Source organism: Cupriavidus sp. SIMBA_020 (genome assembly GCF_046535395.1).
Classification (GTDB): Bacteria; Pseudomonadota; Gammaproteobacteria; order Burkholderiales; family Burkholderiaceae; genus Cupriavidus; species Cupriavidus campinensis.
This window is the reverse complement of sequence record NZ_JAWRWU010001360.1, coordinates 1-246: the sequence shown is the minus strand read 5'-3', so window position 1 is coordinate 246 and position 246 is coordinate 1. Positions and strand designations below refer to the sequence as shown.

Annotated in this window: 1 pseudogene; it reads left to right on the top strand. The window is 66.3% G+C overall.

Features of this window, described 5'->3' with window-relative positions:
* Window positions 1-246, top strand: a pseudogene (locus SB751_RS33940) (malate synthase G); the annotation flags it as partial.

The window sequence follows — 246 nt, the reverse complement described above, 5'->3', positions numbered from 1 at the left end:
ACCGCCTGGGTGCCGTCGCCCACCGCCGCCACCCTGCACGCGTTGCACTACCACCAGGTGGATGTGCAGGCCGTGCAACAGGAACTCGAACGCACCAAGCTCGACAGCGTGCGCGACGATCTGCTGGCCGGCCTGTTGACGGTACCCGTGGGCGACCGCTCGAAATGGTCCGCCGCCGACATCCAGCAGGAACTCGACAACAACGTCCAGGGCATCCTGGGTTACGTGGTGCGCTGGATCGACCAG